Source organism: Novilysobacter antarcticus, from assembly GCF_019802285.1.
GTDB classification, from domain to species: Bacteria; Pseudomonadota; Gammaproteobacteria; order Xanthomonadales; family Xanthomonadaceae; genus Novilysobacter; species Novilysobacter antarcticus.
This window is the reverse complement of the sequence record NZ_JAIEUJ010000002.1, coordinates 780838-807000: the sequence shown is the minus strand read 5'-3', so window position 1 is coordinate 807000 and position 26163 is coordinate 780838. Positions and strand designations below refer to the sequence as shown.

The 26163-nt window shown below is 67.2% G+C and carries 19 protein-coding genes; 14 read left to right on the top strand and 5 right to left on the bottom strand.

The features are described from left to right. Window positions 1-66 precede the first annotated feature (66 nt). From KZ491_RS08405 to KZ491_RS08395, 3 genes are all read left to right on the top strand, one after another. Window positions 67-2202: an adenosylcobalamin-dependent ribonucleoside-diphosphate reductase gene (locus tag KZ491_RS08405; protein WP_246606723.1), complete on the top strand. Its 2136-nt coding sequence runs from the start codon at window positions 67-69 to the stop codon at window positions 2200-2202. Between the two features lie 66 nt (window positions 2203-2268). Then, a complete protein-coding gene (locus KZ491_RS08400; protein WP_222565360.1) occupies window positions 2269-3105 on the top strand; it encodes a TSCPD domain-containing protein in 837 nt (278 codons plus the stop codon). Between the two features lie 126 nt (window positions 3106-3231). Continuing rightward, entirely contained in the window at window positions 3232-11913 is an 8682-nt protein-coding gene (locus KZ491_RS08395; RefSeq protein WP_222565359.1) for a GH36-type glycosyl hydrolase domain-containing protein, read from the top strand. Between the two features lie 20 nt (window positions 11914-11933). Here the strand turns inward: KZ491_RS08395 and KZ491_RS08390 are convergent, their stop codons facing one another. Next, complete coding sequence (locus tag KZ491_RS08390) at window positions 11934-12740, bottom strand: porin family protein (RefSeq protein ID WP_222565550.1); 807 nt, start codon at window positions 12738-12740, stop codon at window positions 11934-11936. Window positions 12741-12864: 124 nt separating this feature from the next. Between KZ491_RS08390 and KZ491_RS08385 the strand changes: the two genes are divergently transcribed. Continuing rightward, window positions 12865-13632 (top strand): N-acetylmuramoyl-L-alanine amidase, encoded by a 768-nt coding sequence (locus KZ491_RS08385; protein ID WP_246606631.1) that lies wholly within the window; start codon window positions 12865-12867, stop codon window positions 13630-13632. Between the two features lie 178 nt (window positions 13633-13810). Then, window positions 13811-14212 carry an EF-hand domain-containing protein gene (locus tag KZ491_RS08380; protein WP_222565357.1) on the top strand — a complete coding sequence of 134 codons (402 nt, stop codon included), beginning with the start codon at window positions 13811-13813 and terminating at the stop codon, window positions 14210-14212. Between the two features lie 87 nt (window positions 14213-14299). Here the strand turns inward: KZ491_RS08380 and KZ491_RS08375 are convergent, their stop codons facing one another. Further along, window positions 14300-15469, bottom strand: coding sequence for a PQQ-dependent sugar dehydrogenase (locus KZ491_RS08375; protein ID WP_222565356.1), 1170 nt, complete (start codon window positions 15467-15469; stop codon window positions 14300-14302). Between the two features lie 209 nt (window positions 15470-15678). Here KZ491_RS08375 and KZ491_RS08370 point away from each other — a divergent pair, with 209 nt between their 5' ends. The 4 genes from KZ491_RS08370 to KZ491_RS08355 all read left to right on the top strand — a co-directional run bounded on the left by KZ491_RS08370 (window position 15679) and on the right by KZ491_RS08355 (window position 18288). Further along, window positions 15679-16401: an HAD family hydrolase gene (locus KZ491_RS08370; protein WP_222565549.1), complete on the top strand. Its 723-nt coding sequence runs from the start codon at window positions 15679-15681 to the stop codon at window positions 16399-16401. Window positions 16402-16590: 189 nt separating this feature from the next. After that, a complete protein-coding gene (locus KZ491_RS08365; RefSeq protein ID WP_222565355.1) occupies window positions 16591-16992 on the top strand; it encodes a hypothetical protein in 402 nt (133 codons plus the stop codon). A 166-nt stretch (window positions 16993-17158) separates the two neighbouring features. After that, window positions 17159-17608: a hypothetical protein gene (locus tag KZ491_RS08360; protein ID WP_425493110.1), complete on the top strand. Its 450-nt coding sequence runs from the start codon at window positions 17159-17161 to the stop codon at window positions 17606-17608. A 143-nt stretch (window positions 17609-17751) separates the two neighbouring features. Next, entirely contained in the window at window positions 17752-18288 is a 537-nt protein-coding gene (locus tag KZ491_RS08355) for a hypothetical protein (protein ID WP_222565354.1), read from the top strand. On the opposite strand, the gene KZ491_RS08350 is transcribed toward KZ491_RS08355, so the two are convergent. The 3 genes from KZ491_RS08350 to msrB all read right to left on the bottom strand — a co-directional run bounded on the left by KZ491_RS08350 (window position 18258) and on the right by msrB (window position 20352). Beyond that, complete coding sequence (locus tag KZ491_RS08350; protein ID WP_222565353.1) at window positions 18258-18974, bottom strand: DUF1499 domain-containing protein; 717 nt, start codon at window positions 18972-18974, stop codon at window positions 18258-18260. The two genes, KZ491_RS08355 and KZ491_RS08350, sit on opposite strands and share 31 nt — an antisense overlap. Window positions 18975-19057: 83 nt before the next feature. Next, complete coding sequence (gene msrA, locus KZ491_RS12855) at window positions 19058-19825, bottom strand: peptide-methionine (S)-S-oxide reductase MsrA (RefSeq protein WP_222565352.1); 768 nt, start codon at window positions 19823-19825, stop codon at window positions 19058-19060. Between the two features lie 2 nt (window positions 19826-19827). Then, the gene (msrB, locus tag KZ491_RS08340; RefSeq protein WP_222565351.1) at window positions 19828-20352 is read right to left on the bottom strand and encodes a peptide-methionine (R)-S-oxide reductase MsrB; all 525 of its coding nucleotides are present in this window, start codon (window positions 20350-20352) and stop codon (window positions 19828-19830) included. 289 nt (window positions 20353-20641) lie between these two features. On the opposite strand from msrB, the gene KZ491_RS08335 reads away from it, so the two are divergent. The 5 genes from KZ491_RS08335 (at window position 20642) to arsS (ending at window position 26150) form a co-directional block, all read left to right on the top strand. Beyond that, on the top strand, window positions 20642-22795 hold the full coding sequence (locus KZ491_RS08335) for an FAD-dependent oxidoreductase (RefSeq protein ID WP_222565350.1): 2154 nt from the start codon (window positions 20642-20644) through the stop codon (window positions 22793-22795). Between the two features lie 30 nt (window positions 22796-22825). Next, window positions 22826-23548, top strand: coding sequence for a glycosyltransferase (locus tag KZ491_RS08330; RefSeq protein WP_222565349.1), 723 nt, complete (start codon window positions 22826-22828; stop codon window positions 23546-23548). Continuing rightward, complete coding sequence (locus KZ491_RS12850; protein WP_343225578.1) at window positions 23545-24243, top strand: TIGR04282 family arsenosugar biosynthesis glycosyltransferase; 699 nt, start codon at window positions 23545-23547, stop codon at window positions 24241-24243. The genes KZ491_RS08330 and KZ491_RS12850 overlap by 4 nt, the downstream gene beginning before the upstream one ends. Window positions 24244-24322: 79 nt before the next feature. After that, window positions 24323-25183, top strand: coding sequence for a sterol desaturase family protein (locus tag KZ491_RS08320; protein ID WP_246606629.1), 861 nt, complete (start codon window positions 24323-24325; stop codon window positions 25181-25183). Further along, the gene (gene arsS / locus KZ491_RS08315) at window positions 25176-26150 is read left to right on the top strand and encodes an arsenosugar biosynthesis radical SAM (seleno)protein ArsS (protein ID WP_222565347.1); all 975 of its coding nucleotides are present in this window, start codon (window positions 25176-25178) and stop codon (window positions 26148-26150) included. The genes KZ491_RS08320 and arsS overlap by 8 nt, the downstream gene beginning before the upstream one ends. Window positions 26151-26163 lie beyond the last annotated feature (13 nt).

The following is a 26163-nucleotide window of genomic DNA, read 5'->3' as shown; positions in this document are numbered from 1 at the left end:
GAAAGGTCAGGCATGAGCACTGTGCGCCTCGAGGCAGCAAGCATGGAAACTTCCGGTAATTCCAACATGACCGGCACCGACACCCCGGCGGTGATGAAGATCGCCATGCAGCCCGCGTCGCTGGATATCTGGGACAAGAAGTACCGGCTCGTGACCAAGGACGGCACCCCGGTGGATGCCGATATCGATGCCACCTATCGCCGCGTTGCGCGCGCGCTGGCCGACTCGGAGTCCACCGACGAGCTGCGCGCCTACTGGCATGAGCGCTTCACCTGGGCGCTGCGCCACGGCGCCATTCCCGCCGGCCGCATCACTTCCAACGCCGGCGCGCTGGAGCACAAGCCGGCCACCAGCACGATCAACTGCACCGTCTCGGGCACCATCGAGGACTCGATGGACGGCATCCTGGAGAAGGTCCACGAGGCCGGGCTGACCCTGAAGGCCGGCTGCGGCATCGGCTACGAGTTCAGCACCCTGCGCCCGCGCGGCGCGTTCGTTGCCGGCGCCGGCGCGTACACCTCCGGTCCGATGTCCTTCATGGATATCTACGACAAGATGTGTTTCACCGTGTCGTCGGCCGGTGGCCGCCGTGGCGCCCAGATGGGCACCTTCGATGTGTCCCATCCGGACGTGAAGGATTTCATCCGCGCCAAGCGCGAGGACGGCCGCCTGCGCCAGTTCAACCTGTCGCTGCTGATCACCGACGGCTTCATGCACGCGGTTGCCGAGGACGCCGACTGGCCACTGGTCTTCCCGGTCAATATGAAAGAGAAGGGCGACGTCGACCTCGACGATCCGGCCCAGGTGGTCTGGCGCGACTGGCCGACCCACCGCAACTACATCGTCCGCGACGACGGCCTGGTCGCCTGCAAGGTCTACAGCCACATCAAGGCCCGCCACCTGTGGGACATGATCATGGTGTCCACCTACGACTTCGCCGAACCGGGTTTCATCCTGATCGACCGCGTCAACGAGATGAACAACAACTGGTGGTGCGAGGACATCCGCGCGACCAACCCCTGCGGCGAGCAGCCGCTGCCGGCCTACGGCGCCTGCCTGCTGGGCTCGATCAACCTGACCAAGTTCGTGCGCAACGCGTTCACCGAGCAGGCCACGTTCGATTGGGACGAGTACCGCGAAGTGGTGCGCGTGTTCACCCGCATGCTCGACAACGTGGTGGAGATCAACGGCCTGCCGTTGCAGCAGCAGCGGGACGAGATCATGCGCAAGCGCCGCCACGGCATGGGCTTCCTCGGCCTGGGCTCGACGGTGACCATGCTGCAGATGAAGTACGGCTCGCCGGAGTCCTGCGAATTCACCGAGCAGGTCGCCCGCGAGATGGCCGTCGCCGGCTGGGAAATGGGCCTGGCGTTGGCAAAGGAAAAGGGTCCGGCGCCGATCATGGACGAACGGTTCACGGTCGACGCCGAGATGCTGCGCAAGCGCCCGGAAATGGTCGCCGATGGCTGGAAGGTCGGCCAGGAAGTCACCGGCAAGGTGCTGCACGCGAAGTACTCGCGCTACATGCAGCGCGTGGCCGAGGTCGCCCCCGAACTGGTCGCCGAGCTGGCCGAGGTCGGCGCGCGCTTCACCCACCACAGCTCGATCGCCCCGACCGGCACCATCTCGCTGTCGCTGGCCAACAATGCCTCCAACGGCATCGAGCCGTCGTTTGCGCACCACTACAGCCGCAACGTGATCCGCGAGGGCAAGAAGTCCAAGGAAAAGGTCGATGTGTTCTCGTTCGAGCTGCTGGCTTACCGCACCTTGGTGAACCCGGGCGCGATGCCGTTCTCGGATGATCCGGCGACCCGCCTGCCGGACTACTTCATCGCCGCCGATGACGTCACCCCCAAGCAGCACGTGGACGTGCAGGCCGCGGCGCAGAAATGGGTCGACAGCTCGATCTCCAAGACCGCCAACGTGCCGACCGATTACCCGTATGAGGATTTCAAGGACATCTACACCTACGCCCACGCGCAGGGCCTGAAGGGCTGCACCACGTTCCGCTTCAACCCGGCCGCCTTCCAGGGCGTACTGGTCAAGGAGGCCGACCTGGAGAACACCACCTATCGCTTCGAGCTGGAAGACGGCAGCGTGGTGGAGGCCAAGGGCAACCAGGAAATCGAGTACGACGGGGAGATGCACACCGCCGCCAACCTGTTTGATGCCCTCAAGGAAGGGTATTACGGCAAGTTCTGAGCACGCATCCCCGCGCAGCCCCCTCGGGGCACCGCATCGCGAACCAACGCACCAGGAGTCTGGCCAATGGCCATGAAGATCGATCAGAAAATCAAGGGTTACAGCGTCGTCAGCGCCGAGGACCGGGTCCGGGAAACCGCGGCGCCGGATGCCGCCCAGGCCGCTGACCTGGACAGCAACGTGGTCCAGATGCACGAGAAGATCGAGCGTCCGGAAACGCTGATCGGGACGACCTACAAGCTGAAGACGCCGCTGTTCGAGCACGCCCTGTACGTCACCATCAACGACATCATCCTCAACGCCGGCAGCGAGCACGAGCACCGCCGACCGTTCGAGATCTTCATCAACTCCAAGAACATGGACCACTTCCAGTGGATCGTGGCGTTGACCCGGATCATGTCCGCGGTGTTCCGCAAGGGCGGCGACGTGACCTTCCTGGTGGAGGAGATGAAGGCGGTGTTCGACCCGCGCGGCGGCTACTTCAAGGCCGGTGGCGTCTATATGCCGTCCCTGGTGGCCGAGCTGGGCAGCATCGTTGAGGAGCACCTCAAGTCGATCGGGATGATCCAGGACCCGGAGATGAGCGCCGCCCAGCGTGAGCTGATCGCCGAGAAGCGTGCGGCGTACGCGGCCATGGAGTCCAAAAAAAAAACTGAGGTAACTCCAGTCGCGCAGAAGATCGATGCCGCCGAGCCGCCGCCGCGGGACGAACTCAGCGGCCATCTGTTTCCCGAACCGCGGGTCACCGATACCCCGCGCAGCGAGGATGTCGAGGTCACCGGCGATGGCGGGGTGGCCTTTCCTCCCTCTGCGGCGATGTGCCACAAGTGCAGCACCAAGGCGATCGTGATCATGGACGGCTGCGCCACCTGCCTCAATTGCGGCTACTCCAAGTGCGGTTGACCCTCAGGGATCTTGCGGGCGCATCGACTCGCTGGCGGTAGACCGCCGTTTCACGGAATTTTGGTGCGCCCTCTGCGAGCATGCCCTGACGCGTAATCCACGCTTGATAACGGGGAAGTTGTTCGCATGCCGCAATCCACGCCGTCGTCTGGCCGGAAGTCGCGCCTGCTGCGCAGGTTCGCGCGTCGCCCCCAACCGGCGGCGGCCGTCGAGGAGCCACCGCTGCGCGATTCGCTGTTCAGCGCCCAGCGCATGGAAGAGCATGGCCGCCACCTCGCCGGTGTCCACCAGCTCCAGTCAGCGCGGGAGCCGCATAGTGAATCGCTGCTTGAGCGCCTGAGCGACAACCAGCGCGTGCTCGACCACACCTGCACGATGCTGACCGCATCGGCGCAGGCGAACCGGCGCATCACCCCGGCCAGCGACTGGTTGCTGGACAACATCTACCTGGTGCAGGAACAGATCGCGATTGCGCGCCGGCATTTGCCGCGCGGCTACAGCCGCGAACTGCCGCGGCTGGCCAATGGACCGTCGGCCGGCCTGCCGCGGGTCTATGACATCGCGTTGAATGCCATCTCCCACGGCGACGGTCGGCTGGAGATGGAAAGCCTGGCCCGATTTGTCGCGGCCTACCAGCAGGTCGCGCCGCTCAAGCTGGGTGAGCTGTGGGCCATCCCGATCATGCTGCGGCTGGCCCTGATCGAAAACCTGCGCCGGGTCGGTCTGCGCATCGCCACCGATCGCGTGCACATGGACCTGGCCGATATCTGGGCCGATCGCCTGACCACCGCCGCCGAGAAGCGGCCCAAGGACCTCGTGCTGGTGATCGCCGACATGGCCCGCAGCCAGCCGGCGATGACGCCGGCCTTTGTGGCCGAGCTGGTGCGCCAGGTGCAAGGCCAGGGCTCCGTGCTCGCGTTGGCGTTGACCTGGGTGGAGCAGTGGCTGGCCGATGCCGGCACGGATGTCGAACAGGTCGTCCACGCCGACGGGCAGACCCAGTCTTCCGACCAGATGACGGTGGGCAACAGCATCAGCAGCCTGAGGTTCCTGACTCTGGTTGACTGGCAGGAGTTCGTCGAGTCGGCCAGCCTGGTGGATGCGGTGCTGCGCCAGGATCCGACCGCCACCTACTCGCGCATGGATTTCGCCACCCGCGACCGCTACCGCCATCTCACCGAGGAGATCGCGCGGCGCGGCCGGCTGGAGGAGATCGCCGTCGCGGAAAAAGCACTTGAGCTGGCCCGCGCGAGCGCCGCCGAGACGCGCGACATCCGAAGCCACGTGGGCTTCTACCTCGCCGACGACGGTCGAGCCACGCTCGAACACGCGCTGGGCGCACGACCGACCCTGGAGGCCTCGGTCCGCAAGGGCGCGCGGCGGGTGCCGCTGCTGGCGTACATGCTGCCGATCGCGCTGATCGTGGTGTTCTTCACCCAGGGTCTGGTGGGCGAGGCCGCGCGCTTTGCAATCAGCGACGAGATGGTGCTGCTGATCGGGCTGCTCGGCGTGGTTGCCTTCAGCGAGCTGGGAGTGGCCTGCGTGAATTGGGGCGCCACCTTGCTGGCCACCCCCCGGACCTTGCCGCGCATGGATTACTCCACCGGCATCCCGGCCTCCGCGCGCACGGTCGTGACCGTTCCGACGATGCTGTCCAGCATTGCCGCGGTGACCGACCTGGTCGAAGCACTGGAGGTGCGGTTCCTGGCCAATCGCGATCCGCAGCTGCGTTTTGTGCTGCTCACGGATTTCCTGGATGCGCCGGAGCAGGTGATGCCGGGCGACCAGGCGTTGCTGGACGCGGCGCGCGAACAGATCGCCGCGCTCAACGAGCGCTACGCCAACGGCCACGACCTGTTCTTCCTGATGCATCGCCCGCGCGTGTGGAACGCGCGCGAAGGGGTGTGGATGGGCTACGAGCGCAAACGCGGCAAGCTCTCGGCATTGAACCGGGTTCTGCGCGGCGGCACCCGCGCCGCCTTCATGGAGATCACCGGCGACCTCGCCGAGCTGGAAGGCGTGCGCTACGTGATCACCCTGGACAGCGACACCGACCTGCCGCGCGACGCGGCCCGCAAGCTGGTGGGTACGCTGGCGCACCCGCTGAACCACCCGGTGTTTGATCTGGTGCGCGGCGTGGTGATCCGGGGCTACGGCATCCTCCAGCCGCGCGTCGGCATCAATATGAGCGGCGAGGCCAGTTCCTGGTACGCCCGCCTGTTCGGCAGCGAACCGGGCATCGACCCGTACACGCGCGCCGTGTCCGACGTCTACCAGGACCTTTTCAACGAGGGTTCCTACGTGGGCAAGGGCATCTACGATGTGGATGCCTTCGAGCAGGCGCTGGATGCACGCATCCTTCCCAACCGCGTGCTCAGCCACGACCTGCTGGAAGGGTGCTACGCCCGGGCCGGGGTGGTCAGTGATGTGCAGCTGTACGAGCAGTACCCCTCGCGCTACGCCGTGGACGTCAAACGCCGCCAGCGCTGGATCCGCGGTGACTGGCAACTGCTGCCGTGGCTGTTGCCCTGGGTACAGCGCGCCGGAAGGCAGTGGGAGCGCAATCCGCTGTCGATGCTGTCGCGCGGCAAGCTGGTCGACAACCTGCGTCGCAGCCTGGTGCCGGCCGCGGTGTTGTCGCTGCTGCTGATCGGCTGGTTCCAGGCCCGGATGCCGCTGGCGTGGACGTTGTGGATTTTCTCGATCTATCTGATTCCCCCGCTGCTGGCATCCATTGTCGACTTCGCCCGGCGGCCTCCCGATCTCTCGGTGCGCGCCCATCTGCGCCACGCGGCGTTCGCAAGCGTGCGCAGTTTTGTCCACGCTCCGCTTTCGGTGGCGTGCCTGGCCTACGAGGCGGCGTTCAGTCTTGCCGCGATCGGCACAACCCTGTGGCGGATGCTGGTGTCGCGCCGTCACCTGTTGCAATGGAACCCGTCCAGTGAAGTCGCCCGCAGCCTGCCGGTGGGTGCCTGGGCGACCGTACGCTCGATGTGGACGGCGCCGGTGTTTGCGATCGGGGTCGGCGTGGCACTGGCGCTGGTGCGACCGGACGCGCTGCTCGTGGCCGCGCCGGTGCTGTTGGCGTGGTTCGCCTCCCCATGGTTGATGTGGTGGCTGGGATCGCCGCGCGCGGAGGCGGTGACGGCACTGTCGCAGGACCAGCTGCAATTCCTGCGGCGTCTGGCGCGGCGCACCTGGGCCTTCTTCGAGAGCCACGTCACTGCACAGGACCACTGGCTGCCACCCGACAACGTGCAGGAATATCCGGCCTTGGTGGTGGCGCGACGTACCTCGCCGACCAACATCGGCCTGTCGCTGCTGGCCGACCTGGCCGCATGGGACTTCGGCTACGTGACCACGGCGACGCTGATGGAGCGTGTCGGCGCAACGCTGGGCACGATGCAGGCGCTGCCGCGCTATCGCGGACACTTCTTCAACTGGTACGACACCCAGACCCTGCAGCCGCTGCCACCGCGCTACGTCTCCGCGGTCGACAGCGGCAACCTCTCCGGCCACCTGCTCACCCTGCGCCAGGGATTGCTGGCGATGCTCGACGCGCCGGCCGTCACCCAGGTGGTTTGGCAGGGCGTCGCCGACACCCTGGACGTGTTGCGCGAGTCGCTGGGCGACGTGCCCACGGTGATCGCCATCGCCGCGATGAGCGACGATCTTGATGCGGCCATTGCAACCCCGCCTGCAACCCCGGCCGCTGCCGCCGCGCTTGCCACGCGTCTGCAGGACCATGCCGCGCAGGTGCGCCAGCACGCCGCCGGAAGTGACGCATCGTCGTACTGGGCGGACGCGCTGCAAGCCCAGTGCAACGCGCTTGCCACCGAACTTGCGTGGATCGCCGCGGGCGCAGACGACCGCGCCGCTTTCGCGGACAGCGCCGCGCCGCGCGCGATGCCCAGCCTGCGTGAGCTGGCCGCGAGCGCATCGCCGGCCACTGCAGAACAGGCACGTGAGCGGATCACGGAACTGGAGCGGCTGGCGCATATCGCCGGCCAGTGTGCGCAGGCCGAGTTCGGCTTCCTCTACGACTCCGCCCGGCGCCTGCTGGTGATCGGCTACAACGTCGATGAGCAGCGCTGCGACAACGGCTACTACGACCTGCTGGCGTCCGAGGCCCGCCTGGCCAGTTTCGTTGCCATCGCCCAGGGGCAACTGCCGCAGGAGACCTGGTTTGCCCTGGGCCGACTGCTGACCGAGGTGGACGGGGATCCGACCCTGCTCTCGTGGAGCGGCTCGATGTTCGAGTACCTGATGCCGCAACTGGTCATGCCGACCTATCGCGGCACGTTGCTGGACCAGACCGCGCGCAACAGCGTGGACCGGCAGATCGAGTACGGTCGCCAGCGCGGCGTGCCGTGGGGCATGTCGGAGTCTGGCTACCAGTTGTTCGATGCGCGCATGAACTACCAGTACCGCGCCTTCGGCGTGCCCGGGCTGGGCCTCAAGCGCGGGTTGGCGCAGGACCTGGTGATCGCGCCCTACGCCAGCATGATGGCGCTGATGGTCGCCCCCCAGGCCGCGTGCGAGAACCTCCGCCTGCTCACCCGCAAGGGTTTCGCTGGCCGCTACGGGCTGTACGAGGCGATCGACTACACCCCGGCCCGGTTGCCACCGGGCAAGGACCACGTGGTCGTGCGCTCGTTCATGGTCCACCACCAGGGCATGGGTCTGCTGGCGCTGGACTACCTGCTCTGCGACCAGCCGATGCAACGCCGGTTCATGGCCGATCCGGAGCTGCAGGCCACGCTGCTCCTGCTGCAGGAGCGCATCCCGCGCACCGGCATGCTGCATCCGCACGCGGCCGAGGCGGCCAGCGCAGGCAAGCGCACCGATCAGGCCGAAACACGCCTGCGGATCTTCCGCACGCCGAACATGGAGCTGCCGGCGATCCAGATGCTCTCCAACGGCAGCTACCACGTGATGGTGGGCTGCGCCGGCGGCGGCTACAGCCGCACCGACGACATCGCGGTGACCCGTTGGCGCGAGGACGCGGTCCGCGACCACTGGGGCAGCTTCTGCTACGTGCGGGATGTCGAGGACGGCGATTTCTGGTCGACGTCCTACCAGCCGAGCCTGGTCGCGCTGGACGCCTACGAGGCGATCTTCTCCGATGCCAAGGCCGAGTTCCGCGGTCGTCGTCGCGACTTCGAGATGCACACCGCGATCGCGGTCTCGCCTGAGGACAACATCGAGCTGCGCCGCCTGCGTATCGCCAACCGCGCCAGCACCCCGCGCACCGTGGAGATCACCACCTACGCCGAAGTCGTGCTCGCCCCGGCGATTGCCGATGAGCTCCACCCGGCCTTCAGCAATCTGTTCGTGCAGACCGAGCTGGAGCGCAGCCGACAGGCGATCCTGTGCACCCGGCGCCGGCGCGAGCTGGACGAAACCCCGCCATGGATGTTCCATCTGGTCGCGGTGCACGACGCGTCGGTCGAAGCGATCTCCTACGAAACCGACCGCTCGCGCTTCATCGGCCGCGGAAACACGTTGCAGAACCCGGCCGCGCTCACCACCCCGGGCGACCTGTCAGGCAGCGAGGGCTCGGTGCTGGATCCGATCGTGGCGATCCGCTGCCGCATCACCCTGGAACCGGGGCAGGTCGCCAGCATCGACATGGTCTCCGGCGTCAGCCCGAGCCGCGCGGACGCCAGCGGCATGATCGACAAGTACCGCGACCGCGGCCTTGCCGATCGTGTGTTCGACATGGCGTGGACGCACAGCCAGGTCGTGCGCAACCAGATCAACGCCACCCAGATCCACGCCCAGCTGTACGAGCGACTGGCTGGACTGGTCCTTTACACCAACTCCGCGCTGCGCGCCGATCCGGCGCTGATGCGGCAGAACCGGCGCGGTCAGTCGGGCCTGTGGGGGCAGTCGATTTCCGGCGACCTGCCGATCGTGCTGGTGAAGATCGCCGACGTCGCCAACATCGAACTGGTCCGCCAGCTGGCCCAGGCCCACGCCTACTGGCGTCTGAAAGGGCTGGTGGTCGACCTGGTGATCTGGAACGAGGACCAGGCCGGTTACCGCCAGCAACTGCAGGATCAGGTCCTGGGCCTGATCGCCGCCGGCGCGGGCGCGCACCTGATCGACCGCCCCGGCGGCATCTTCGTGCGCCCGACCCAGCAGATGTCGCAGGAGGATCGCATCCTCATGCAGGCCGTCGCCCGGGTCGTGCTCAGCGACACGCGTGGCAGTCTGGCCGAGCAGCTGGAGGTGCGTCCGCCGGCGCCGCCTTTGGCCGCCTTGCTGGGTCCCGCGCCCGAGCAGTACGAGCTGATGCCGCGCCATGCCGGTGAAGGCCCGGCGCCGCGGGCCAGCTTCGATGCGTGGCCGTTCGATCCCGGCGCGCGCGAGCTGATCCTGCACAACGGGATCGGTGGTTTCTCGCCGGACGGGCGCGAGTACGTGATCGACCTTGCCGAGGGCCAGACCACACCCGCTCCATGGTCCAACGTGATGGCCAACGCGCAGTTTGGTTGCGTGGTCAGCGAAAGCTCCCCGGGCTACACCTGGGCCGAGAACGCCCACGAATACCGCCTGACGCCGTGGCACAACGATCCGGTCAGCGATCCGGCCGGCGAGGCGTTCTACCTGCGTGACGAGGACACCGGACAAGTGTGGTCACCCACGCCGCTGCCGTGCCGCGGCACCGGGTCGTACCGCACTCGCCACGGGTTTGGCTACAGCGTCTACGAGCATGAGGAAAACGGCATCATCAGCGAGTTGTGGGTCTACGTGGATCTGCACGATGCGGTGAAATTCAGCGTCCTCAAGCTGGCCAACCGCTCCGGCCGGCCGCGTCGCCTGAGTGCGACCGGCTACGTGGAGTGGATCCTGGGTGACCTGCACGGCAAGACCGGCATGCACGTCATCACCGAGATCGACGGCGACAGCGGCGTACTCACCGCGCGCAACCCCTACAACACCGAGTTCGAGGGCCGGGTCGCGTTCTTCGACACCGACGCCGGCGCCGATGATCGCAGCATCACCGGCGATCGCCTGGAGTTCATCGGTCGCAACGGCACCCTGCAGGCGCCGGCCGGGCTGACCCGCGAACACCTCTCGGGCCAGATTGGTGCCGGTCTGGACCCGGTGGCCGCCATCCAGATCCCGATCACCCTGGAGCCGGGTGAGCGCAAGGAAACCGTGTTCCGCCTTGGCATGGGCGAGGACTGGGGCGACTGCGTTGCCGTGGCCCGCCGCCATCGCGGCAACGACGCCGCCCACGACGCGCTCGACCGGGTCCGCATGTACTGGCTGCAGACCCTGGGCGCGATCCAGGTCGACACCCCGGAGCCGGCGTTCGACGTCCTGGCCAACGGCTGGCTGATGTACCAGACCATCGCCTGCCGCTTCCTGGCCCGCAGCGGCTACTACCAGTCCGGCGGTGCCTACGGGTTCCGCGACCAGCTGCAGGACTCGATGGCGATGGTCCATGCCGAACCGTCAATGGTGCGCAGCCACCTGCTGCGCAGCGCGGCCCACCAGTTCCCCGAAGGCGACGTGCTGCACTGGTGGCACCCACCGCAGGACCGCGGCGTGCGGACGCGCTGCTCGGATGACTACCTGTGGCTGCCGCTTGCGGTGTGCCGCTACGTGGAAGCCACCGGCGACCGTGAGGTGCTGGAAGAACCGGTCAGCTACATCGAGGGTCGACCGGTTGCTCCGGGCGAGGAGTCCTATTTCGACCTTCCGCTGCGCTCGACCCTGCGTCAGAGCCTGTACCAGCATTGCGTGCGATCCATCCGCCGCGGTCTGCAACTGACCGGCGAACGCGGTCTGCCTTTGATCGCCACGGGCGACTGGAACGACGGCATGAACCGGGTCGGCGAGCGTGGCCGTGGCGAGAGCGTGTGGCTGGGCTTCTTCCTCTACGACGTGCTCCAGCACTTCGCCCCGCTGGCCGAGGCGCACCTGGATCACCGGTTTGCTGCCGAGTGCCTGCAGGCCGCCCAAACCCTGCAGCAGAACCTGGAGACGCACGCCTGGGATGGGGAGTGGTACCAGCGCGCCTGGTTCGACAACGGCGCGCCGCTGGGCTCCAAGGACAGCGACGAGTGCCGTATCGACTCGATCTCCCAGAGTTGGGCGGTGCTGTCGGGGGCCGGCGCCCCGGAGCGCACGGCGCAGGCGATGGCCTCGCTGGACAAGCACCTGGTGCGCGAGGAGGCCTGCCTGATCCAGTTGCTGGATCCGCCTTTTGACAAGACCGCGCAGGACCCCGGGTACATCCGCGGCTACGTGCCGGGTGTTCGCGAAAACGGTGGCCAGTACACCCATTCGGCGGTCTGGGCGACGATGGCCTTCGCCCGCAGCGGCCACACCGAGCGGGCGTGGCAACTGATGCGGATGATCAATCCGGTCAACCACGGCGCGGCCGCGTCGCTGCAGACCTACAAGGTCGAGCCGTATGTCATGGCCGCCGATGTGTATGCGGTTGCCCCGCATGTCGGCCGTGGCGGCTGGACCTGGTACACCGGCTCGTCGGGCTGGATGTACCGGCTGATGGTCGAGTCACTGCTTGGCATCCAGCGCGAAGGCCGCCGTCTGCATCTGACCCCGACGCTGCCGGCAGACTGGCCGGGCTTCCAGATGCGCTACCGCTTCGGCGCGACCGAATACCGGATCGAGGTGACCCGCGCCGACGGCGGCGCCACACGCCTGTTGCTGGATGGCGTGGCCCAGCCGGGCATGTCCATCGCGCTGCAGGATGACCAGAGCCCGCGCGAGGTGCAGGTATTCGTAGCTGATGGTCCTGAAGGGGTGGCGCCAGCGACCGGGACCTGACGCGGGAGGTCCCGCGCGTGTCAGAACGCCAGCGTGATTCCGGCAATCGGTCCCTTGAACTCCTGCTCCAGACCCAACATGCCGTCGCTGCCGCGCTTGTCGATGTCCAGCTTGAACCAGTCGTAGCCGGCGTGTATGCCGAAGTTCGGGGTAAAGCGGTATTCGACCAGCGCATTGGCGCGGCTCAGGTCGCCGCGGTAGTCGCCGAAGTTGCCCCAGGAGGCATTCAGATATTGGCCCTGGGCGACCACACGCCAGGCGTCGGACGGCGCCCACGTGAAGCGGGTGCCGATGACCGGCGCGAAGCCGTCGGAACTCTCCCGCTCGCGGTAAGTTTCGTCCCCCGCCTCGGCATAGACCTTGGCTTCCAGCTTGGCGTACTCCGCGCCGACCTGCAGGCCCCAGCTGAAGGTGTCGGTCTCGGTCACCGCGAAATCGTAAACAACGCCCGCGACTTCGAAATCCACCTCTCCCTTGGCGAAGCTGCCGGCGGGAATGAGATTGCCGTCGTAGTAAAGGTCATCAGCCAGCGTGATCCGGCGGTCCTTCTCGTAGTTGAAGTAGTTGAACAGCAGGCGGTTGCGCTCGCTGAAGCGGAGCTGGCCTTCCAGACGCGGCACGGTTTCCTTGCCGCCGAAATCGAAGTCCTCGCTGAAACCGATCGAGTCGCCGGCAAAATCGGTGCGCCCGCGCAGGGTGCTCTGGGCGTCGGCGTTCATCGCGCCGATCCGCACAGTGAAGCGGTCGTCATCGATGGCGTGGGCGGGCAGGGCGAGGGCGACGCCGGAGGCAAGCAGAAGCAGCTGCAGCGGAAAACTCTTGGGCATGGTGCGGGTCCGTGGGGTGGGGAGGGCGGTCATGAGAACCGAACCACGGTGGCGCGGACGTGAACGTGCAGCCGCGCATGTGCTTGGCTTACCGTAGACGACCGTCGTCAGCTACCGGATGCCAATGAAAGTCCTGCACCTTCTTGCTGCCCTGCTGTGCCTGCTGGTGGTTTCCGCCTGCGCCACTGCACCGCCGTGCAATCCGCTGGCCGACTGGCATCCCTCGCCCAATCACGAGCCGCGGCGCGCGCGCATGATCGTGATCCACCACACCGCGATGCGCAGCGCAGAGGGCGCGTTGCTGGTCCTGCAGACGCGAAACTCCGGCGGCCGGGTCAGCGCGCATTACCTGATCGGCGAGGATGGCCGCCGCTACCAGCTGGTTGCCGAGCAGGAGCGCGCGTGGCACGCCGGGCCCAGTCGCTGGTCCGGCATTGATGACATCAACTCGATTTCCATCGGCATCGAGCTCGACAACGACGGCAGCGAGCCATTCAGCGACGCGCAGATCGAGTCCCTGCTGGTACTGCTGGCCGACCTGACCGAACGCCTGGGCATCCAGCCGCATCTGGTCGTGGGTCATGGCGATGTCGCTCCGACCAAGAAGGACGACCCGAGCGTGCATTTTCCCTGGCAGCGCCTGGCCCAGGCGGGTTACGGGTTGTGGCCGCGTGAGGTCCGCGCGCCGGTCCCGGCCGGGTTCGATGCCTGGGCGGCGTTGCGCGTGGTCGGCTACGACCTGCGAGACCCGGAAGCCGCGCTCGCCGCGTTCCATCGCCACTTCCGTGGCCGCGAGGAGCGCGAGTGGCTGGAGGGTGATGCGGCCATCCTGCATGACCTGCAGATGCAATTGATGGAATTGCCAGCGCAACCGGCCATCTTGGGACGGTAAGCCGGCGCGACCGGGTGCTGCGACGCAGCAGCGTGGCGACCGGATTTGATCGCTGAACAGGCGGTCCCGTGAAGCCTGCGTCGTCGTCAGGTGAGCGCTGCGTCAAGCGCTGCGCCGCTTATCCGCCGTACAGGACCCGAGGCAAACGCTCAAGGCACACACCCTGAGGAGAACGCCCATGAACCGTCCCCGCGCGCTGGCCCCGTCCCTTTTGTCCGGCGCCGCCGGCCTCGCCCTGGTCGCCGGCATGGCGTTTGCCGCCCCTGCGGCGGCGCAGCAGCAAAACGCCGATCCGCTGGACAACGCCGAGCAGGCGATGTCGCCGCCCCCGATCATCAGCGACGACGACCGAGCCGATGCCGCCCCGCCCTCCGAGGTCCGCGACGACTTCCGCTGGGACGAGCTGGATGCCGACGGCGACGGTCGGATCAGCCGTAGCGAAGGCAGTGCCAATCCCGATTTCGACAGCAATTTCGAGATGACCGATGCCGACGGCGACGGCTATGTCACCCGGGCTGAAGAGGACGCGAGCGACCGGGCAAATCCGCCGGAGCCGGAAGAAGCAGACGAGCAGCAATAAGCCGACGACGCAGCGCGGTCGCGCGGGGGGGGGGGCGCGACCGCGGGTCTGACGGTCCCGGATCGTTGCTGTCGTCAGTCGGGTCGCTCAGTCGGTCTGCGCCGGCGGCGCCAGACGCAGCAATCGGCCCTTCGGGCCGTCCTCGAGCAGGTACAGGTCCCCGTCCGGTCCCTGCGCAACGGCTCGGATGCGCTCGCCCATGTCGAAGCGTTCAGCCTCGCGGGCGCTGTCGCCGTCAAAGGCGATGCGGACCAGCGACCTTGACGACAACCCGCTGGCGAACGCGTTGCCCTTCCATGCCGGGAACTGCTCGCCGCTGTAGAAAATCAGGCTGCTGGGCGAGATGACCGGCGTCCAGCTGATCGCCGGGGCTTTGAACTGTGGCTGGGTGTCGTGGTCGGGAATCGGACGCCCATCGTAGTGATCGCCGTTTGACACGATCGGGTAGCCGTAATTGGCACCGCGCTCGATCAGGTTCAGCTCATCGCCACCCTTGGGTCCCATCTCGATTTCCCACAACTCGCCACTGGCGTTGAAGGCCAGTCCGAGCGGATTGCGATGGCCCAGCGACCACACCTGCGATGCCACTTTTCCCTCACCGGAGAACGGGTTGTCGGCTGGGATCGTGCCATCGTCATTGAGGCGCAGGACCTTGCCCAGATTGGATGCCATGTCCTGGGCGGGATCGAATTTCTGCCGCTCGCCCGAACTGATCCACAGGTGGCCGTCCGGACCGAAGGCGATCCGGTGGCCGTAGTGGCCCTCGCCCTGGACCTTGGGGACCTGGCGCCAGAGCACTTCCAGTCCGGTCAGTTTCCCGCCCCCCTTGGCGTCGGTGACCAGTCGCGCGCGTGCCACCGCAGCGCCCCGGGTGTCACGCTCGCCGCCCTCGGCATAGCTGAGGTAAACCAGCTGGTTGCGGCTGAAATCCGGATGGAGCACCACATCGCCCAGTCCACCTTGACCGCCGTAGACGACCTCCGGCACGCCGGTGATATCGGCGGACTTGCCATCCATGCCGACCAGTTTCAGCTGCCCCCCCTTTTGGGTGACCAGCAGGTGTTGGCCGTCGGGGAGGAAGCTCATCGCCCACGGTTCGCGGAAACGGGCAATTTCCGTGACAACGAAGGGCTGCTCAGCGGCCTGCGGTCCCTGCGCCCCAGCGTCTGCCGGCGCGGTCGCAGTGGGGGCGCCGTTGCCCGGGCTGCAGGCAACGAGCAAAGCCATCGCGAGGATGGTGGGAAGGGAGTTTCGCATGGCGGATCCTCAGCTGAAGCAACGCGGCGGTGGACTAGAACGGTAGCCGTTCGCAACCGGCATTGACAATTGCCGTGCGGCGGGCGCAGGGACGCCTCGTCGGGGCCAACCACCGTGTCTCGCCGGCTCATCTGATGATTGCCGAGACTGGGGCGGGCGCGGTTAGAGGTGCGTGACGGATCGACCTGCATAATCACGTGATGGACAGGATGATTGGCATGGTCGGTTTCGACGCCGACGACACGTTGTGGCGCAGCCAGGATTATTTCGACGAGGCGCAGGAAGAGTTCGAGCGCATCCTGGGTGCCTGGACCGACCTGGACCGCAGCGGTGCCCGCGACCGCCTCTATCAGGTCGAGAGCGGCAACATCGGCGTGTTCGGCTACGGTGTGAAGGGCATGGTGCTGTCGATGCTCGAAGCCGCCATCGAGCTGTCGGATGCGCGCATCAGCGCAGCCGACCTGCAGCGCATCCTCGGGCTGGGCAAGGAGCTGCTGCAGCATCCCGTCGAGTTGCTGCCGGGTATCGCCGAGGCGGTGGAGACGATTGCCCGCGACCACCCCGTGGTGATGATCACCAAGGGGGACCTGTTCCATCAGGAGGCCAAGGTACGCGACTGCGGCATGGCGCACCTGTTTGGCCGGATCGAGATCGTCAGCGAGAAGGATCCGGCGACCTACCGCCGTCTGCTCGCGGAGTTCGGGTTGCAGGCGTCGCAGTTCCTGATGATCGGCAATTCGCTGCGCTCCGACATCATTCCGGTGCTGGAGCTGGGCGGCTGGGGCATCCATGTGCCGTACCACTCGACCTGGGTCCACGAGCGCGCCGCGCCCGTTGCGGAGGGTGAGAGGCGTTTCCGCCAGGTGCACACCGCGGCGGGGCTGCCGGCAGCGGTAGCCGAACTGGCCGCGGTGGCGAGACAGCGGCCGTAGCAGGCCCGACGCTGTTTGGCACTGCCGGGGTGTTCGCGCCGCGCTGGCGAGCCGTATCGCGGCAAACACGAGCCGCTCGTTATGTGAACGAGCGCGCCGGTTTATGCGGCATGTTGGAAATCCGTTCAGCCACGCAACGGCATGGTCGGAACAGGGCCGGAGCGCCGGCGTAACCAAGGAGTAGCCCTCATGTCGAATCTTTCCCGCTGGCTTGCGCCCCTCGTGATCGCCGCCGGTTTCGGCACCATGGCACTGGCTCCCACCGCCGCCCGGGCGGCCGGTGGCGATGACCTGATCCGGGTGCTCGTGGACGTCGCGGACGTCGTACTGCGTGGGGACCAGCCGTACTACCGCAATGGCAACTACGGTTACAACGACCGCTTGATCGTGGTCCGCGACAATCGCGGCCAGCCGCGTTACTACCGCGATGTTCCGCGCCGCATGTATGTGAACAACTACCGTCCTTCGCCGGCGTACCGGGACCGCGACGTGAAGTGCAACAAGCACGGCAAGTGCAAGGTCAAGACCCAGACCACCTATTACGATCCGCGCTACGACCGCGACCGTCGCGGCAAGCACCGTCATCGTTAAGACGCCGCATTAGCTGCCCATCTGCTACTGCCGATGCGAGTGAGTGGTAAAAGGCGCGGCACCGCCCAAAGCGGTGCCGTCGCCGTTTCCACCGGGCGGTGGACGTCACCCCGCAGCGATGGCCGCATCGATTAGTCTGACGACAGTCCCTTTCAGGAGGTTGCTCATGCCAAGTGCCCATCGTGGTTCCCGTCTGGCTCCGCTGCTGTTGGCCACGCTCATGACGGCTGCAGCATTTCCCGTCGCCGCCGCGGGCAACGCCGATTGCGAGCTGCGCTTCAATCTCTCCGGCTGGTCGGCGTTCTACAAGACCGGCTCGGGTACCGGCACGGTGACCTGCGACAACGGGGCCTCGATGGCGGTGAAGATCCGAACCAAGGGCGGCGGCATCACCTTCGGCAAGACCCGTATCACCGATGGCCGTGGCGAGTTTTCCGGCATCAACAACATCAATGAAGTCCTCGGCACCTACGTGACCGCCGAAGCCCATGCAGGCGCGGGCAAGTCGGCCAAGGCGCAGGTGATGACCAAGGGCGATGTTTCCCTTGCGCTGGCCGGCAAGGGCGAGGGATGGGATCTGGGCGTGGCCTTCGGCAAGTTTGTGATTTCACGCTGATCGTGGCGGTCGCGGCGCGCCCCGCGCGCCCTGGCTGAACGGCTCTGATTGACTGCGGCCGGGTTCGGCAGGGGTTCACCCCTCCACTCCGAATATGGTCACGCAGCCGCTGATCAACTGCGGCGTCGACTTCGAGGTAGCCCATGTCCATGCAACCCCCCATTGCCGTCAAGCTGCGCTCGCGCGTGTTCGCGATGGCGGCGGCGTTTGCCACGCTGGCCGGTACCGGCGTAGCCGCGAACGCGCAGGACTTCCGCTTTGACTGGAATCCGCGCAGCGGCGATCCGTGGGTGGACAGCCAGCTGGAGGACGTCAACCGCTACGGTACGCGTTACCGCCGGTCCTTCATCGACGAGATGGTGCGCTACTACGGCGCCCCGCGGAATCTGGTGGAGACCCTGTTGGAAGACGAGCGATGGGCGCCAGGCGACATCTACTACGCTTGCGCCGCCGCCGAGGTACTGGGTCGCCCGTGCCGTCACGTGGTGGAGTTGTGGGAACGCGACCATGAGCAGGGCTGGAGCGTGGTGGCCGAACAACTGGGCATTACCCCCGGCTCTGCACGGTTTGACCGCATCAAGCGCGGCTTTGTGCCGACCTACGACCGCTGGGGCCGTCCGATCCAGATCGACGAGGATCTCTCCCGCCACTACCCCAAGCGTGCCAGCGCGGCCAAGTAGGCCCGGATCCGCTTGGCGTTGGTTCCCACGTCGCTCTTGCCGACCCGCGAGACCGAGCGGACATCGACCCGGCTGCCGTCACCTTCAGCCTCCACCCGGATCACCACGTCATCGGTGAAGCCGAACCATCGCGTGGTGTCGCTGGCCTCGATTCGGCCGCTTGCAGGATCGCTGGCGACGATATCCCAGCCCATCTTCTTCGCGGCTTCCAGCGCCTGGTCGAATGCCGCCGCCGGCGGTAAGGCGCTCGTGTACGGACCCAGTTCCGGATAGGCGGCGAGCTGTTGCTGGGCGATTTCGGCGCCGCCGTAGGTGGCCGGGTTTGGCGCATCGGCGCGTAAGGGAAGGATGTCCACGAACTGCGGCGGACGCTGGGTATCGGTGCTGATGTCGTGGATCGGCGGCACCTGCTTTGCGCCGCGCATCGCGTTCCATGGGACGAACGCGACGCCCACCCCGATCAGCAGCGCTGCCGCCAGCGCCAGTGCTCCCGCCCGGCGGTATGCGGGAACCAGCAGCAGCACGACTGCAACAACCGCCGCTCCCAAGCCGATGTAGGCGGCCCAGCGCATCAACGCGAAGCCGGTGCGGAAGTCCCATACCTCCATCCGCGTGCCCGGGCCGGCGATCAACAACAGCACCGCGGCAAGCAATGCGATGACAAGGACGAGGCGGGAAAGGCGCATGCGGGACTCCATTGGGATTTGAGACGCGGCGGACTCAACAAGGTCGGTCGGAGCGAAGGCGAATCGCCGGGCGCAAACCGACCTTAGCCGGCCTCGCCCCAGATTTCCTCCAGCCGGCGATCGCGGCCACAGCTGTAGCGGTAGTACTTGTAGCGCACCGGATTCTTCCGGTAGTAGTCCTGATGGTATTCCTCGGCGGAATAGAAGGTCGCCATCGGTTCGATCCGGGTCGCGATGGTCTGCTGGCGGAAGCGCGGGTCCGCCTGGAGCGTCTTTTTGCTGCCCTCGGCGAGGCGGCGCTGCTCATCGCTGACCGGGAAGATCGCGCTGCGGTACTGGTTGCCGACGTCGCAGAACTGCCGATCCACGGCAACCGGATCGATATTGCGCCAGAACACCTCCAGCAACGTCGGGTAGCCGACCTTGGCGGGGTCGTAGGTCACCCTCAGCGCCTCGGCGTGCCCGGTACGCCCGGCAGAGACCTGCTCGTAGGTCGGGTTGGCCACGGTGCCGCCGATGTAGCCGGATTCGGTGGAAATGACGCCGGGCAGCGCGTCATACGGCGGTTCCATGCACCAGAAGCACCCGCCGGCGAAGATCGCGATCTCGGTGCTTCGGGGCGCGGCCGTCCCGACGGGCCCGTTCTGCGATGGGCGGGCCTGCGTGGATGGGGTCGGGTTGGATCGCGAAACCGCGACACTGGTTGCCGTAGCAGTGGCAGTATCGGCACCGCTGCTCGCACGGGCATCCGCGCTGGGCTGGGCGCACGCGGTCAACGCCAGCAAGGCGGCCAGACAGCCGGGCCAGGTGAGGCGGTGCCGCAAAGCGGCGCGAAACGGGAACCGGGTCATGTTCAACCTCTCAAAGCCGGAAGTGTTTCCGAGCCGGGCACGAATCGCAGTGCCAAGCCGTTGTTGCACCAGCGTTTGCCAAGCGGCGGTGGGCCATCGCCGAACACATGGCCCTGGTGACCCCCGCAACGCGCGCAGTGATATTCAGTGCGCGGAATCAGCATCACGAAGTCGCGCTTGGTCTGCATGCTGCCGGCGATCGGCTGGGTGAAGCTGGGCCAGCCGGTTCCGCTTTCGTATTTGTGGGCGCTATCGAAAAGCGGCAGGTAGCAGGCGGCGCACACGAACGTGCCGTCGCGCTTCTCATCATTGAGCGGACTGCTCCCGGCGCGCTCGGTTTCGCTTTCGAACAGCACCTTGAACGCGGCGGGGCTGACCATGTCGCGCCAGAACGCCGGGGGGTGCGCCAACGAGGTGATCGCCGCGTTTCCTGCCGGGGCCGCGGGCGCGGCAGCGCGGGAACACGCAGGCAGGAAAGGCAGTGCTGCAAAGGCGGCGAGGCCCTGCAGTACGGTGCGTCGGTTCATGGGGCTCTCCGGTTCGGGGGCCAGGAGGACGCTGTCGTGCCGAAGGCGGGGGCAGCGGCGACTCTCGTGGCCTGTCATGTGTGTATACGTGCGTCGGCGCCGATTGGTTGCATCGGCGATCAGAGGGGCATGGCGCCGAGGATCCAGTCGTCGTGCAAATGCGTAAGCACTCTCGAAGCGGCAGCACGCCAGCCTGCGATGCGTGGACGCTTCATACTGGGCGTGGATGCATGGCCGGCGGGTGAACCTGGCCGGGTGCGCCAGATCAACCGCAATTTCCGGAGGCAGGATGGATGACCGTGCGTTCCAGCGACGTTGGGGCTGGCTCGCGTTGGTGCTCGCCGTCGCGGCACTGCTTTGGGCGTGGCACGCCGGAGTTGCCGATCTGCTGACCCTGGAGCAACTCAAGGCGCGCCAGACCGAACTGGGTGAATGGGTCGGACAGCACCTCTGGCTTGCGGCTGGCACGTTCTTTCTGGTCTATGTTGCGGCTGCGGCCACCTCGCTGCCCGGCGCGGCGGTGTTGACCATCGCCGCAGGTGCCCTGTTCGGTCTGCTGGAGGGCACTGTGCTGGTGTCCTTCGCCAGCAGCATCGGCGCCAGCCTGGCGTTCCTGGTGGCGCGGTTCGCCCTGCGCGAGCGCTTGCGGGAACGCTACCGTGACCGGCTGAAGAAGATCGACGGCGGCATCGCGCGCGACGGCTGGCGCTACCTGCTGACCCTGCGTCTGGTGCCGGTATTCCCGTTCTTCCTGGTCAATCTGCTGGCCGGCCTGACGGCGCTGCCGCTGCGCACGTTCTATTGGGTCAGTCAGCTGGGCATGCTGCCGGCGACCGTGGTGTACGTGTATGCGGGCACCCAGCTGGCGCGGATCGACTCCCTGGCCGGCGTGCTTTCTCCCGGCCTGTTGGGTGCGCTGGTCTTGCTGGGCGCACTGCCGCTGCTGGCAAAGGGATTCACCGATTGGCTGGCGGCACGCAGGGTCTACCGGGGGTACGTAAAGCCGCGGGCCTTCGACTACAACGTGCTGGTGATCGGAGCCGGATCGGCAGGGCTGGTCTCGTCCTACATCGCCGCGACGGTGAAGGCACGCGTCGGGCTGGTGGAAAAAAGCGCGATGGGCGGCGACTGCCTGAATACCGGCTGCGTGCCATCCAAGGCCTTGCTGCGCACGGCGCGCTTGCTCGCGGAGGGCCGCGACAGCCAGCGTTATGGCGTGCGATCGATGATCGCCGAGTTCGATTTTGCCGATGCGATGGAGCGGGTGCAGCAGGTCATCGCGCGGATCGCGCCGCACGATTCCGTCGAGCGCTACACAGGCCTTGGGGTGGAAGTCATCACCGGCGCGGCCAGGGTGGTGAGCCCGTGGGAGATCGAGGTCGACGGGCGGCGCTTGAGCGCGCGCAGCCTGATCATCGCCACCGGTGCGCGGCCTCTGCTACCGCCTATCCCCGGGCTGGACAGCGCCTCCTACCTGACCAGTGACACGCTGTGGGGACTGCGCCAACTGCCCAGACGGCTGCTCGTACTCGGCGGCGGTCCGATCGGCTGCGAGCTGGCCCAGGCGTTCGCGCGCTTCGGCAGCCAGGTCACCGTGGTCGAGATGGCGCCGCGCCTGCTGGGGCGCGAGGATGCCGATGCCGCCGATGCCGTCGCGCGCCAACTGCAGCGCGAAGGTGTGCATCTGGCCACCGGCCACAAGGCGCTGCGGGTCGAGGGCAACGGCGAGGCTGGACGCCTGGTCTGCGGGTACGAGGGCGGGGAGGTGGTCTTCGATTACGACGTCCTGCTGCTGGCGCTGGGCCGCAGCGCCAACGTGGAAGGCTTCGGGCTGGAGGAGGTGGGCGTCCGCCTCAACGAGCGCAGGACCATCGACGCTGATCCGATGCTGCGCACGAACTACCCCAACATCCTCGTCTGCGGCGATGTCACCGGTCCCTACCAGTTCACCCACGTCGCCTCGCATCAGGCCTGGTACGCGACGGTGAACGCACTGCTGGCGCCGTGGTGGTCGTTCAAGGTCGATTACCGGGTCATTCCCTGGGCCACATTCACCGATCCGGAGGTGGCGCGCGTGGGCCTGTCGGAGGATGAGGCGCGGCAGCAGAAGATCGCGGTCGAGGTCACCCGCTACGCGCTGGACGGGCTCGACCGGGCGATCACCGACGGCACCGATGCGGGCTTCGTCAAAGTGCTCACCGCGCCGGGCAAGGACCGCATCCTGGGTGCCACCATTGTCGGGGCGCATGCCTCCGAGATGCTGGCGGAATTCGTGCTCGCCATGAAGCACGGCATCGGTTTGAACAAGCTGCTGGGCACGATCCACGTCTATCCGACCATGGCCGAGGCGAACAAGCATGTCGCCGGCAACTGGAAGCGCGCCAACGCGCCGGCCGGCGTCCTGCGCTGGTCACGGCGGTACTTTGCCTGGCGGCGGGGCTGAGCGGTGGACGCTGTTGTTGAGGCGGGAGCCGTGCTTGAGCCGCTGGCCGGTGTGACCGTCGTGGTGCCGGTCGGGCCGGGTGACCGGTTGTCGCGGCAACTGCGCGAGCAACTCTCCCAGCTCCCGACGCGCGCACACGTGGTCGTGGTGGGATGCGACCCGCCGCCCACGGATCAGGTGCAGGCTGCGGAAGCCCGCGGGAGGGCATCCACCGGCGGGCCGGCCGGGCCGCGCTGGCAGATGTTTCAGTCCCCGACCGGACGATCGCTGCAACAAAACGAGGGCGCTGCGGCGGCGCGCTCGGACTGGTTGTGGTTCCTGCATGCCGATGCAGCGCTCGCGCCGGAAACCCTGCCGGCGCTGGCGCGCTTCGTCGCCGAAGGGCGATCGGCGCTGGGTTACTTCGATCTGCGCTTCCTCGGCGACGGTCCCGCTTTGGTGCATCTCAACGCGGTCGGTGTCTGGCTGCGCAGCCGGGCGCTCGGATTGCCGTTCGGGGATCAGGGGTTCGTGCTGCCACGGCGCCTGTTTGCGGCCGTCGGTGGGTTCGACCCGGCGACGACGCGCGGCGAAGACCATCAACTGGTCTGGCGCGTACGTCGTGCCGGCGCGCCGGTCGTGGCCATCGGCGCGCCGCTCTACACCAGCGCCCGCCGCTACGCCTCGCGTGGCTGGGTCGCGACCACCACCGGCCACGTTGGAGAAACCCTGCGCCAGGCGTGGCGGTTCTCGCGACCGGAGCACCCGCGGTGAGCGGCGCGCTCGCGATCTTCGTCAAGACGCCGGGGCGGTCGGCGCTCAAGACCCGTCTCGCAGGCGGCACCGGAGACGCCTATGCGCAGCGCTGGTACGCGCTGGCGGCCGACGCAGTCGCCTCGGTAGCGACCCGGGCCCGCGAGGATTTCGGCATCACGGCGTACTGGGCGGTGGCCGAAGCCGGGGCAGAAAGCGAGTGGACGGGATTGCCGACGATCGCGCAAGGCGAGGGCGACCTGGGGACGCGCATGGCACGCGTTCATGCGGAGCTGGTGGAACGGCACGGCTTCGCGGTTTTGATCGGTGCCGACGCGCCGCAATTGACGGCGACGTTGATTGGCCAGGCGGCGGACTGGTTGGCCGCCCCCGGGGCGACGGAGCCCCGCCTGTCGCTTGGCCCGGCCAGCGACGGTGGCTTCTGGCTGTTCGGCAGCAACCGGGTCGTGCCGTTGCCGGCGTGGGTGCAGGTCCGCTACAGCCAGGCCGATACCGCGAGCCGGTTCAGCGAATCGATGCGGATTTACGGGCGCTGGCAGACGCTGGCCGCCCTCACCGACGTGGATCGAGCCGAGGACCTGAAGCGCGTGCAACAGGCGCTCGACGCGCTCGCCGAGCCGACCGCCGCGCAGCGCACACTGGCGCAATGGATGCACGAAACTTCCCCGGTGCCGCACACGGACGGGAACCCATGAAGCCCGCCGACGCGCCTGTCACAGCCGAGCCCTGCCTGCACCGTCCGAGCTCGCGTTGCAACGCGTGGACGGCACCGCAATGAGTCCCACCGCGTGGGTGATGGAGCACGAGGCTGCCCTGCGACTTGGCAGCTTCCTCGCCGTGCTCGGTGCGTTGGCCATCGCCGAGCGGGTCTGGCCCGCCCGTGGCGACGCCCGCCCGGCACCCCGGCAAATAACGAACCTGGGTTTGATGCTCATCAACACCGGTCTGCTGCGGCTGCTATTCCCCGTGCTTGCGGTCGCGGTCGCGATGTCGGTGCACTCGCGTGGCGGCGGGCTGTTCGGACTGCTCGGATTGCCGGGATGGCTCGAGGTGCTGGCGACGGTCGTGGTGATGGACGCGGCGATTTACGCCCAGCACCGTTTGATGCATGCGGTCCCGCTGCTGTGGCGGATGCATCGCGTGCACCACACCGATCTCGGATTTGACGTCACCCTGGGCGTGCGCTTCCATCCTTTGGAAATGGCCTTCTCGATGGGGGTGAAACTGGGACTGGTCTATCTGCTCGGTGCGCCGGCGCTCGGCGTGGTGGCGTTCGAGATCCTGCTGGCGGCTGCCAGCCTGTTTACCCACGCCGACTTCGCGTTTCCCGCTCGCGCCGAGCCCTGGCTGCGCGCGGCGGTGGTGACCCCCTCGATGCACCGCACCCACCACTCGGTGTTGCGCCACGAGACCGACAGCAACTACGGCTTCCTGCTTTCGGCGTGGGATCGCATCTTCGGCAGCTACACGCCACGTCCGCTGCGCCCGGAGCGCGAGATGCCGATCGGCCTGTCGGAATGGCGCACACCTGACAGGCTCGGGCTGCCGTCGCTCCTGTTGCAACCCTTCCGTGCCGCGCCGGTGGCCGGACCGGAGCCGGCACCCTCTGCCGCCAAGGAAACCCCCGATGCATGACACCTGGCCGCTGCTGCGCGACAGTGATTTTCCGCGTATCACCCGTGGCCGGCTGGAGACGCTGCAGCTCAATCTGGGTTACCTGTGCAACCTCAGCTGCATCCATTGCCACGTCGCCGCCGGCCCACGCCGGACCGAACTGATGGACCGGCCGACGATGGAGCTCGCGCTGCAGGTGGCTGATCGGCACGGGGTCAGCACGCTCGACGTAACCGGCGGCTCGCCGGAGATGAACCCCCACTTCCGCTGGCTGGTTGAGCAGGCGAAGGGTGCCGGCTTGCACGTGATGGACCGGCTCAACCCGACCATCATGGAGGAGCCGGGCTACGAATGGGTGGGCGGATTCCTGGCCCGCCACGGCGTGGAAGCGATCGCCTCGCTGCCCTGCCACAGCCAGCAGAATGTCACCGAGCAGCGCGGCAAGGGCGTGTTCGAGGCGTCCATCCGCGCACTGCAGACGCTCAACGCCCTGGGCTACGGGCAGCCCGGCAGTGGTCTGGTGTTGAATCTGGTCTACAACCCCAACGGTGCGTTCCTGCCGCCGCCGCAGGACCGGCTCGAGGCCGACTACCAGCGCCTGCTGCACGACAACTTCGGCATCGTGTTCAACCAGCTCTACACGATCGCGAACATGCCCATCCAGCGCTACGGCTCCTGGCTGCTGTCCAAGGGCGAGTTCGCGCCCTACATGGCGACCCTGAAGCAGGCCCACCGCAAGGAGAACCTGCCGGGCGTGATGTGCCGCTCACTGGTCAGCGTGGACTACCAGGGACATGTCTACGATTGCGATTTCAACCAGATGCTGCATCTGCCGCTTGGAGCGAGCGAGCCCGCTGCGGACGGCGCGCCCCGACCGCACCTGCGCAACCTGCTCGACGGCCCGGTGACCCGCGCGATCGCCACCGCGGAGCACTGCTACGGATGCACGGCGGGGCAGGGCTCCAGCTGCGGCGGCGCGCTGGGTTAGGTTTGCCCGCACG

Bases quoted from the DNA above. Each gene is read 5' to 3' on its own strand.
- KZ491_RS08405 (WP_246606723.1), top strand. From the start codon at position 67: ATGACCGGCACCGACACCCCGGCGGTGATGAAGATCGCCATGCAGCCC.
- KZ491_RS08400 (WP_222565360.1), top strand. From the start codon at position 2,269: ATGGCCATGAAGATCGATCAGAAAATCAAGGGTTACAGCGTCGTCAGC.
- KZ491_RS08395 (WP_222565359.1), top strand. From the start codon at position 3,232: ATGCCGCAATCCACGCCGTCGTCTGGCCGGAAGTCGCGCCTGCTGCGC.
- KZ491_RS08390 (WP_222565550.1), bottom strand. From the start codon at position 12,740: ATGCCCAAGAGTTTTCCGCTGCAGCTGCTTCTGCTTGCCTCCGGCGTC.
- KZ491_RS08385 (WP_246606631.1), top strand. From the start codon at position 12,865: ATGAAAGTCCTGCACCTTCTTGCTGCCCTGCTGTGCCTGCTGGTGGTT.
- KZ491_RS08380 (WP_222565357.1), top strand. From the start codon at position 13,811: ATGAACCGTCCCCGCGCGCTGGCCCCGTCCCTTTTGTCCGGCGCCGCC.
- KZ491_RS08375 (WP_222565356.1), bottom strand. From the start codon at position 15,469: ATGCGAAACTCCCTTCCCACCATCCTCGCGATGGCTTTGCTCGTTGCC.
- KZ491_RS08370 (WP_222565549.1), top strand. From the start codon at position 15,679: ATGATTGGCATGGTCGGTTTCGACGCCGACGACACGTTGTGGCGCAGC.
- KZ491_RS08365 (WP_222565355.1), top strand. From the start codon at position 16,591: ATGTCGAATCTTTCCCGCTGGCTTGCGCCCCTCGTGATCGCCGCCGGT.
- KZ491_RS08360 (WP_425493110.1), top strand. From the start codon at position 17,159: ATGCCAAGTGCCCATCGTGGTTCCCGTCTGGCTCCGCTGCTGTTGGCC.
- KZ491_RS08355 (WP_222565354.1), top strand. From the start codon at position 17,752: ATGTCCATGCAACCCCCCATTGCCGTCAAGCTGCGCTCGCGCGTGTTC.
- KZ491_RS08350 (WP_222565353.1), bottom strand. From the start codon at position 18,974: ATGCGCCTTTCCCGCCTCGTCCTTGTCATCGCATTGCTTGCCGCGGTG.
- msrA (WP_222565352.1), bottom strand. From the start codon at position 19,825: ATGACCCGGTTCCCGTTTCGCGCCGCTTTGCGGCACCGCCTCACCTGG.
- msrB (WP_222565351.1), bottom strand. From the start codon at position 20,352: ATGAACCGACGCACCGTACTGCAGGGCCTCGCCGCCTTTGCAGCACTG.
- KZ491_RS08335 (WP_222565350.1), top strand. From the start codon at position 20,642: ATGGATGACCGTGCGTTCCAGCGACGTTGGGGCTGGCTCGCGTTGGTG.
- KZ491_RS08320 (WP_246606629.1), top strand. From the start codon at position 24,323: ATGAGTCCCACCGCGTGGGTGATGGAGCACGAGGCTGCCCTGCGACTT.
- arsS (WP_222565347.1), top strand. From the start codon at position 25,176: ATGCATGACACCTGGCCGCTGCTGCGCGACAGTGATTTTCCGCGTATC.